The organism is Propioniciclava sp. (assembly GCF_036744435.1).
Classification (GTDB): domain Bacteria; phylum Actinomycetota; class Actinomycetes; order Propionibacteriales; family Propionibacteriaceae; genus Propioniciclava.
Genome location: NZ_DAIOIA010000131.1, coordinates 1 through 7,879 on the forward strand (window position 1 = coordinate 1; position 7,879 = coordinate 7,879).

Genomic DNA, 7,879 nt, shown 5'->3' on the forward strand with positions numbered 1-7,879 from the left:
TGCTGCTGGTCATGATCGCCATCGGCGGCACCGACGTCATGTTCGCGCTCGACTCGATCCCCGCGATCTTCGGCCTGACCCAGAACCCGTACATCGTGTTCACCGCCGTGGCGTTCTCGCTGCTGGGCTTGCGTCAGCTCTACTTCCTCATCGACGGGCTGCTCGACCGCCTCATCTACCTCAAGTACGGCCTGGCCGTCATCCTGGCGTTCATCGGCGTCAAGCTGATCCTGCACGCCCTGCACGAGAACAACGTGCCGTTCATCAACGGCGGCCAGCCGGTCCACGTCGTCGAGGTCACCACCGAGCTGAGCCTCGCCGTCATCGTCCTCACCCTCCTCGTCGTGATCGTCATGTCGCTCGCCTCCCCCACGGGCAAGGCGCTCACCACGATCAAGAACACGCGCCGTCACGCCAAGCAGTACCTGGACACCGGCTTCGAGGCCGATCCGGTCATCCGCGACAAGAACTACCGCGGCCTGATCGCCGAGGAGCAGGCCTTGTTGGCGCTGCCGGAGAAGTTCAAGGAACTCATCCACGACGAGCACGAACTGCTCGACCTGCTGGATGAGGCGCACGCCACGCACGACCGCTACCTGGCCGAGCACCCCGAGGCCTTCAGCGGTGTCGACCCGATGCGGAACGAGCCCCGGCTCGATACCGACGCCTACCGCAAGGCGCTGCAGAACCCGGACGCGTTCGAAGGACACGACGGGGAGGACTGACCTCGCTCCACGCAACGGCCCCGGGACGCTCAGTGCGTCCCGGGGCCGTTGCTCAGCCGATCACGCCTCAGGGAATGTAGGTCATGGGGTTGACCGGCGTCCCGTTCTTGTAGACCTGCAGGTGCAGGTGGCATCCGGTGGAGAGCCCGGTGGTGCCGACGTAGCCGATGAGCTGCCCCGTGGTCACCTTCTGGCCCGCCGAGACCACCATCTTGCTCTGATGGGCGTAGCCGGTCATGATCGATGCCCCGTCGATCACCCCATGGCTGATGACCACGTAGTTGCCGAACCCGCCCTGCCGGGCGGCACTCACCACCGTCCCGGACTGCGCGGCGTACAGCGGAGTGCCACAGGCCGCCCCGAAGTCGGTGCCGTTGTGGTTGCGCCAGATCTTCAAGATCGGGTGGAAGCGTCGGCCGAACGGCGAGCCCGGGTTGGCGTTGGTCGGGCGGATGAAGCCCTGCGCGCTGACCCCCGAGGTTCCCCCCTGAGCCAGTTCCTCGGCCGCCCTGCGAGCCAACTGGCTCTGGATCGACGCGTCCTCGGCGACCAGGTCGTTGTAGTGGGCGGTGTCCTCATCCAGCGCCTTCTGGGCGTCGGACTGGTATTGCTCGTTGCGCGTGACGAGAGCGGCGAGGTCGGCCTCCTGCTGGGTGGCGGAGGCCTCCAGCGTGGCGATGGCCGCGACGTTCTCCTCCGAGGCCTTCTTGTCCGCGGCCACCTGCGCCTCGATGGCCGCCTGGGCCTTCTCCGCCTCGGCCAACTGGGCTTCCAGCGTCTGCAGCTTGGTCAGCTTGGCCGTGGTCGACCCGAAGATGGTGGTGTCCCACTGCAGGCGCTGCTGGAGATCGCCGAGCGTCTTGGACTCCAGCAGCCCGACCACATTGGAGACCTCACCGCGACCCTGGTAGGCCTCCCGCGCGGCCTGGGCGGTCACGGCTCGCTGTGCGGCGACGTCGGCCTGAGCCTGGGCCACCGCCGCGCGCGCACGTTCCAGTTCCGCCTGTGCCTGCGCGAGGCGCGCGGCCACGACGGCGTCGTTGTCCCGAGCGGCCTGGAGATTCGCCCGAGTCTGGTCCAGCGAACTGCGCGCCTCGGTCAGTTGCTGCTGGGACGCCGCCAGGGCGTCGCTGGCGGCCTGCAGGGAGGTCGTCCCCTCATCGACCTCCTGGCGCGCCGCAGCGATCGATTGCTTGATCTGGTCGTGCCGGTCGCTGAGCGGGTCGGCCATCGCTGCGGGCGCGAGGCCGCACAGGAGTCCGCCGGTCACGGCTGCTGCCACGAACGCGGTCAGGGATCGGCGACGCCGACGGCCCTGGTCCGCGGGACGGGCGAAGGCGGGGGAAGTCACCATACGCACGGAAAAGCCCCTTACATCGGTTTTCAGTAGCGGCCTTGAGCCTAAGAACCAGCCCGCAGGTCGAGGCGTAGGCGCGCCGGGCGCGACCCAGCACGGCGCGTTAGGGTTTTCCGGTGGAGACGACGCTCATCGAGACGCCCGCGGGTCTCACCGCAGCCGTGCGAGCGGCGCTGTCCGCCCGCGCCGATCCCACGCGGGCAGCCCAGCAGCAGCGCTACATGAAGTCCTCGATGCCTTATCACGGCCTCACGACGCCCCAGTTGCGGGCAGCCCTCGCCCCGATCTGGGCGCGGCTGTCGCTGCCCGGCCCGGGCGCCTGGCGGGCGGCGGTCGCCGACCTGTGGGACACCGCGGGCCATCGCGAGGAGCGTTATGCGGCCGTCGGCCTGCTGCAGTTGCCTCGGCATCGTGCCTGGGTGGAGCACTTCGATCCGGCGACCGTGGCGCTGCTGCGGCACCTGATCGTGACCGGCGCGTGGTGGGACCACGTGGACGCGATCGCAGGCCGCCCGGTCGGCGACGGCCTGCGAGCCCGCCCCGACGCCTGGACGCCCGTCCTGCGGGAATGGGCCCACGATCCCGACCTGTGGCTGCGCCGGGCTGCGATCATCTGCCAACTGCTCTCTCGCGAGGCGACCGATCTGGAGTTGCTCACCGAGGCCATCGAGGCCAGCAGCGACGACCGGGACTTCTTCGCCCGCAAAGCGATCGGCTGGGCCCTGCGCCAGCACGCCCGCACCGATCCGGAGTGGGTGCGCGGCTTCCTCGCCTCCCACGCCGCCACGTTGTCGCCGCTGTCCGTGCGCGAGGCCTCCAAGCACCTGTGAGCGGCGTTTTCCCGCTGCACTGTGCCAGACTCGGGGCAACCACCACCCCGGCCGCACACAAGGAGTCCCTCATGGGCCTGTTCGACCTGTTCTCCGCCCCTGATCACCAGGTGACCCGCTCCGCGCTGGAGGAGGCCGACGCGCTCGACGGCACCGACGATGCGGTGACCCGGCTGGTCAAGCGCCTCACCGCCGTGGGGATCGACGGCGCGGGAGCCTACCCCGGTGCCGCCGCGGTGGCCGCCGCCGCCCTGGAGCGGGAGCAGGGCAACGTCACGGCGGCGGTGCGCCGCGTGCAGCGTCAGGCAGGCCTCGGTGCCGCGGTCGGCGGGTTCGTCACCAGCCTGGGCGGCTTCCTGACGATGATCGTGGCGATTCCCGCCAACGTCTTCGAGTTCTATGTCCAGGCCACCCGGATGACGGCGGCGGTGGCGGTGCTGCGCGGCTACGACGTCACCGACGAGCGGATCAGGACCGCGATCCTGCTCACCTTGGTGGGCTCCAACGCCGCCGACATCCTCACCAACGCGGGCGTCGGCACCGGCACGAGCGCGGCCCTGCAGATCGCCTCCCGCGGCGGGGTCCCGCGTGCCGCGCTGATGGTGATCCAGAAGGCCGTCGGGTTCCGGATCCTGCGCAGCCTCGGCGAGCGCGTGTTCACCCGACTGGGCAAACTCGTCCCGCTGGCGGGAGGGGCGTTCGGCGCGGTCATCGACTACGCGATGATGCGGCGCATCTCCCACCAGGCGCACCTCGAGTTTCCCGGCTGAACGGCCGGCTCAGCCCTGCAGGTGGGCCGCCCGCTCGAGTCCGGAGAGCAGGTCGGCGATCAGGTCGTCGGCGTCCTCGATGCCCACGCTGAGCCGCACCAGGCCCGGCCGCAGACCGGCGGCCTCCTGCACCTCGGGCGGCATCGCCGCATGCGTCATCGACCCGGGGTGACAGACCAGCGACTCCACGCCGCCCAACGATTCCGCGAGGCTGAAGTTCTCCAGACCGTCCAGGAACGCGGCCACGCCGGGTTCCCCGCCCACGATCTCGAACGAGACGATCGCACCGAAGCCGTCCATCTGACGGGCGGCCAGCGCATGCCCCGGGTGGGACGCCAGGCCCGGGTAGAAGAGACGCTCGATCGCGGGATGCCCGTCCAGCGCCTCGACGACGGCAGTTGCGTTCGCCAGGTGCTGGCGGATCCGCACCGGAAGCGTCCGGACGCCGCGCAGCGTCAGGTAGGAGTCGAACGCCCCGCCGGTGAGGCCGAGGCAGTTGGCCCACCAGCCGATCTGCTCGGCCAGCGCGGCGTCCGCAGCGGTCACCACGCCAGCGATCACGTCGGAGTGACCGTTGAGGTACTTGGTGGACGACTGCACGACGGCGTCGATGCCGAACTCCAAGGGACGTTGCACGATGGGCGAGCAGAACGTGTTGTCGGCGATCGCGACCCCGCCGACGCTGTGGGTGGCGTCGGCCAGCGCGCGCAGATCGCTGATCCCCAGCAGAGGGTTGGAGGGGGTCTCGATCCACACGACGGCGGGTGCCAGGTCGACGACGCGCGCGACGGCGTCGGGCGCGGTGAGGTCCGTCAGCTCCAGGGTGAAGGCTCCCTTCCGGGCGAGCGCGTCCAGCAGCCGCCAGGTGCCGCCGTAGGCGTCGTGGGGGGCCACCACCACGTCACCGGGACCAGCCAGCGCCGACAGCGTGGCCGTGATCGCCCCCATGCCGGACGCGGTGACCACCGCCCCGGCCGCCCCCTCCAGTTCGGCCAGCGCCGCCGCCAGCATGGAACGCGTCGGGTTCCCGGCACGGGAGTAGTCGAACTCGCGAGGCTCGCGCAGTCCGCGGAAGCTGTAGTTCGTCGACAAGTAGACCGGCGGGACGACGGCCCCCTGGGCGACGTCGGTGTCGATCCCGGAGCGGACCGCTGCCGTTGATCTGGCTCGTTCCACGGCGATTTCCTTCCCTCGTGGGCGCCACGATCATAGGCCGCGGCTCTGGCGCGTCCCGGGGGCGTCCGGGTACCGTCTCGCCATGAAGCTCGAGGATGTCATTCGCACCAAGGGCACCGCCGCCGTGGTGACCATCGCACCGCAGGCCTCCGTGACCGAGCTCGTCACGCTCATGGCCGACAACAACATCGGCGCCGTGGTGGTGTCCACCGACGGCCACCACATCGAGGGGATCGTGAGTGAACGCGACGTCGTGCGCGGCCTGGCCGCTCGCGGCGGGGACGCGCTCGGCCTCGATGTCGCCTCGCTGATGACGCCGGAGGTCGTGGTCGCCACCCCCGGCGACGGCGTCGAGGAGACCGCGCACACCATGACGGCCCGGCGGGTGCGGCACATCCCCCTGGTCGTCGACGGCGAACTGCGCGGCCTGGTCTCGATCGGCGACGTGGTGAAGTTCCGGATCGACCAGCTCACCGATGAGCGCAACCACCTGCTGGGGTACCTGCACCAGTGAGCGACCAGGCGCACGTCGTCGTCTGGGTGGAGGGGAACGTCCAAGGCGTCGGATACCGCTGGTGGGTGACGCAGCACGCCGAGGACCTCGGCCTGATCGGGCATGCCCGCAACCTGGGCGACGGCCGCGTGGAGATCGAGGCGCAGGGCCCGAAGGCAGCCGTCGATGAGCTGATCGCCCTGGTCACGGAGCGGCGCCCGCGCGCCCGGCGGCCGGGTCACCTGACCGGCTTCCTCGTCGAGCATCGCCCGCTGCGCCGCGATAGCGCCGGATTCCACCCCTGGTGAGCAGCACCTCACAGCCGACTCACAGGGAACCCATGGCTTTCCCGCAATGTTCGATGCGACCCTGAACTCATGCAGGCACCCGAGCGCGACCCCCTCACCCGTCCCGATGGCACCCCCATCCGCGTCCTCACCGTGGACGACGAGTCCAGCCTCACCGACCTGCTCGGCATGGCGCTGCGCTACGAGGGCTGGGACGTGTCCAGCGCCGACTCCGGCCTCAGCGCCGTGCAGGCCGCGCGCGACGTCCGCCCGGACGCCATCGTGCTCGACATGATGCTGCCCGACTTCGACGGCCTGGAGGTGATGCGCCGGATCCGCACCGAGCAGCCCGACGTTCCCGTCATCTTCCTGACCGCCCGCGACGCCGTCGACGACCGTGTCCAGGGGCTCACCGCAGGCGGCGACGACTACGTCACCAAGCCGTTCAGCCTCGAGGAGCTCGTCGCCCGCCTGCGCGGCCTGCTGCGTCGCACCGGCGCGACGTCGCCCCGCCCCGATTCCCAACTGGTGGTCGGGGATCTCAGTCTCGACGAGGACAGCCACGAGGTGACCCGCGGCGGGGATCCGATCCAGCTCACCGCCACCGAGTTCGAACTGCTGCGCTATCTGATGCGTAACCCGCGCCGGGTCCTGAGCAAGGCGCAGATCCTCGATCGGGTGTGGAACTACGACTTCGGAGGCCAGGCCAACGTCGTCGAGCTGTACATCTCTTACCTGCGCAAGAAGATCGACTCCGGACGCGAGCCCATGATCCACACGCTGCGCGGCGCCGGCTACGTGTTGAAGCCGGCAGGCGCATGAGCACACCCGACTTCCGTCCCCCCGGGGCAGCACCCGCCCCGGCTCCGGCGGTCACCCCGCAGCCCCCACCGGTCGGCGCCGCCGCTCCCCCGCCGCCACCCCCGACGACGAGCGCGCCGGTGCCACGCCCGACGCCCCTGGCCCGTGGCACGATGAGCCGACGGCTGGTGCTGCGCATGACCGCCCTGGTGGCGCTGGTGGCGATCTTCTTGTCGACCCTCACCGCGCTGGCGATGCGGCAGATCCTGGTGAGCCAGCTCGACAGCCAGCTCCAGGCGACGGCGGCCCGCCTGGTGGGCCAGGGCGCCGCCCAGGGCCACCCCCCGGCGGGCGGGGGCGGGCCAGGACAGGCTCAGGGGTTGCTCTACTACGTGCAGGGCAGCGGCGGCTTCGTCCAGGTCGAGGACATCCGGGGCACCCTCGGATCGGAGGTGTCCGAGCCGCTGGAGGCGCTAACGGCGTCGCCGGACCCGACCGACGTCTACCTGCCCCGGCTCGGGGAGTACCGCGTGCTGACCACGCAGGTCGGTTCCTCGGTGATCGTCACGGGCCTCCCGATGGCCTCCATCACCGCCTCCATGTGGGCGATCATCGCCGCCGCCGCCGCGCTCACGCTGCTCGGCATCCTGATCGCCTTCGTCGCCTCGCGCAGCGTCGTGGAACGGAGCCTGCGGCCCCTGGCGCGCCTCGCGACCACCGCGACGCAGGTCTCCGCCCTGGAGCTGGGTTCCGGCGAGGTCGCGGTCCCCGTGCGCGTGCCCGACGCGGACGCCGACCCGCGCAGCGAGGTCGGGCAAGTGGGCATCGCGTTCAACCACATGCTCGACAACGTGGAGGGCGCGCTGGCCGCCCGGCAACGCTCCGAGACGCAGGTACGTCAGTTCGTCGCGGACGCCAGCCACGAGCTGCGCAACCCGCTGGCCGCGATCCGCGGCTACGCCGAGCTGACCCGCCGCGAGCGCGGCGAGGCCCCTCCGACCACCGCCCACGCCCTCACCCGCATCGAGGCGGAGTCGGAGCGGATGTCGAAGCTCGTCGAGGACCTGCTCCTCCTTGCCCGGCTCGACTCGGGCCCGGCCCTGGCCGCCGCGGCGACTCCCCTGAACCAGATCGTCGCCGACGCCGTCTCCGACGCCCGCGCCGCCGGGCCGGAGCATCGCTGGTCGCTGGTGATGCCCGAGCAGGAGGTGGTGGCCTGGGGGGATCGCTACCGGTTGCATCAGGTGATCGCGAACCTCCTCGCCAACGCCCGCACCCACACCCCAGCCGGGACGCATGTGGAGACGGCGCTGTCGGTCAGCGACGGGCGAGCGACCATCACGGTGCGCGACGACGGGCCGGGCGTCCCGACGGAGATCGCCGATCGGATCTTCGAGCGCTTCACCCGCGGCGACGTCAGCCGAGCACGGCAGCGCAGCG

9 protein-coding genes are annotated in these 7,879 nt (G+C 70.9%); 7 read left to right on the plus strand and 2 right to left on the minus strand.

The annotated features are described in order from the left end of the window. On the plus strand, positions 1–725 hold a 725-nt coding region (locus V7E09_RS13215; protein ID WP_442956893.1), incomplete at its 5' end, for a TerC family protein. A 67-nt stretch (positions 726–792) separates the two neighbouring features. Here the strand turns inward: V7E09_RS13215 and V7E09_RS13220 are convergent. Next, positions 793–2,079 (minus strand): peptidoglycan DD-metalloendopeptidase family protein, encoded by a 1,287-nt coding sequence (locus tag V7E09_RS13220; RefSeq protein WP_324511761.1) that lies wholly within the window; start codon positions 2,077–2,079, stop codon positions 793–795. Between the two features lie 119 nt (positions 2,080–2,198). Here V7E09_RS13220 and V7E09_RS13225 point away from each other — a divergent pair, with 119 nt between their 5' ends. Both V7E09_RS13225 and V7E09_RS13230 read left to right on the plus strand, forming a co-directional pair. Beyond that, positions 2,199–2,912, plus strand: a complete 714-nt coding sequence (locus V7E09_RS13225) for a DNA alkylation repair protein (protein ID WP_324511748.1) — start codon at positions 2,199–2,201, stop codon at positions 2,910–2,912. Positions 2,913–2,983: 71 nt separating this feature from the next. Beyond that, positions 2,984–3,682 (plus strand): EcsC family protein, encoded by a 699-nt coding sequence (locus V7E09_RS13230; protein WP_324523520.1) that lies wholly within the window; start codon positions 2,984–2,986, stop codon positions 3,680–3,682. 9 nt (positions 3,683–3,691) lie between these two features. Here the strand turns inward: V7E09_RS13230 and metB are convergent, their stop codons facing one another. After that, on the minus strand, positions 3,692–4,858 hold the full coding sequence (gene metB, locus V7E09_RS13235; protein ID WP_324511750.1) for a cystathionine gamma-synthase: 1,167 nt from the start codon (positions 4,856–4,858) through the stop codon (positions 3,692–3,694). 82 nt (positions 4,859–4,940) lie between these two features. Between metB and V7E09_RS13240 the strand changes: the two genes are divergently transcribed. The 4 genes from V7E09_RS13240 to V7E09_RS13255 form a co-directional block, all read left to right on the plus strand. Next, positions 4,941–5,372: a CBS domain-containing protein gene (locus tag V7E09_RS13240; protein ID WP_324511751.1), complete on the plus strand. Its 432-nt coding sequence runs from the start codon at positions 4,941–4,943 to the stop codon at positions 5,370–5,372. After that, positions 5,369–5,659, plus strand: a complete 291-nt coding sequence (locus V7E09_RS13245) for an acylphosphatase (RefSeq protein ID WP_324511752.1) — start codon at positions 5,369–5,371, stop codon at positions 5,657–5,659. The genes V7E09_RS13240 and V7E09_RS13245 overlap by 4 nt, the downstream gene beginning before the upstream one ends. 69 nt (positions 5,660–5,728) lie before the next feature. Further along, positions 5,729–6,460, plus strand: a complete 732-nt coding sequence (locus V7E09_RS13250; protein WP_324511753.1) for a response regulator transcription factor — start codon at positions 5,729–5,731, stop codon at positions 6,458–6,460. Positions 6,461–6,579: 119 nt separating this feature from the next. Beyond that, positions 6,580–7,879 (plus strand): sensor histidine kinase (locus tag V7E09_RS13255; RefSeq protein ID WP_324523521.1); only part of this gene is annotated, 1,300 nt, incomplete at its 3' end.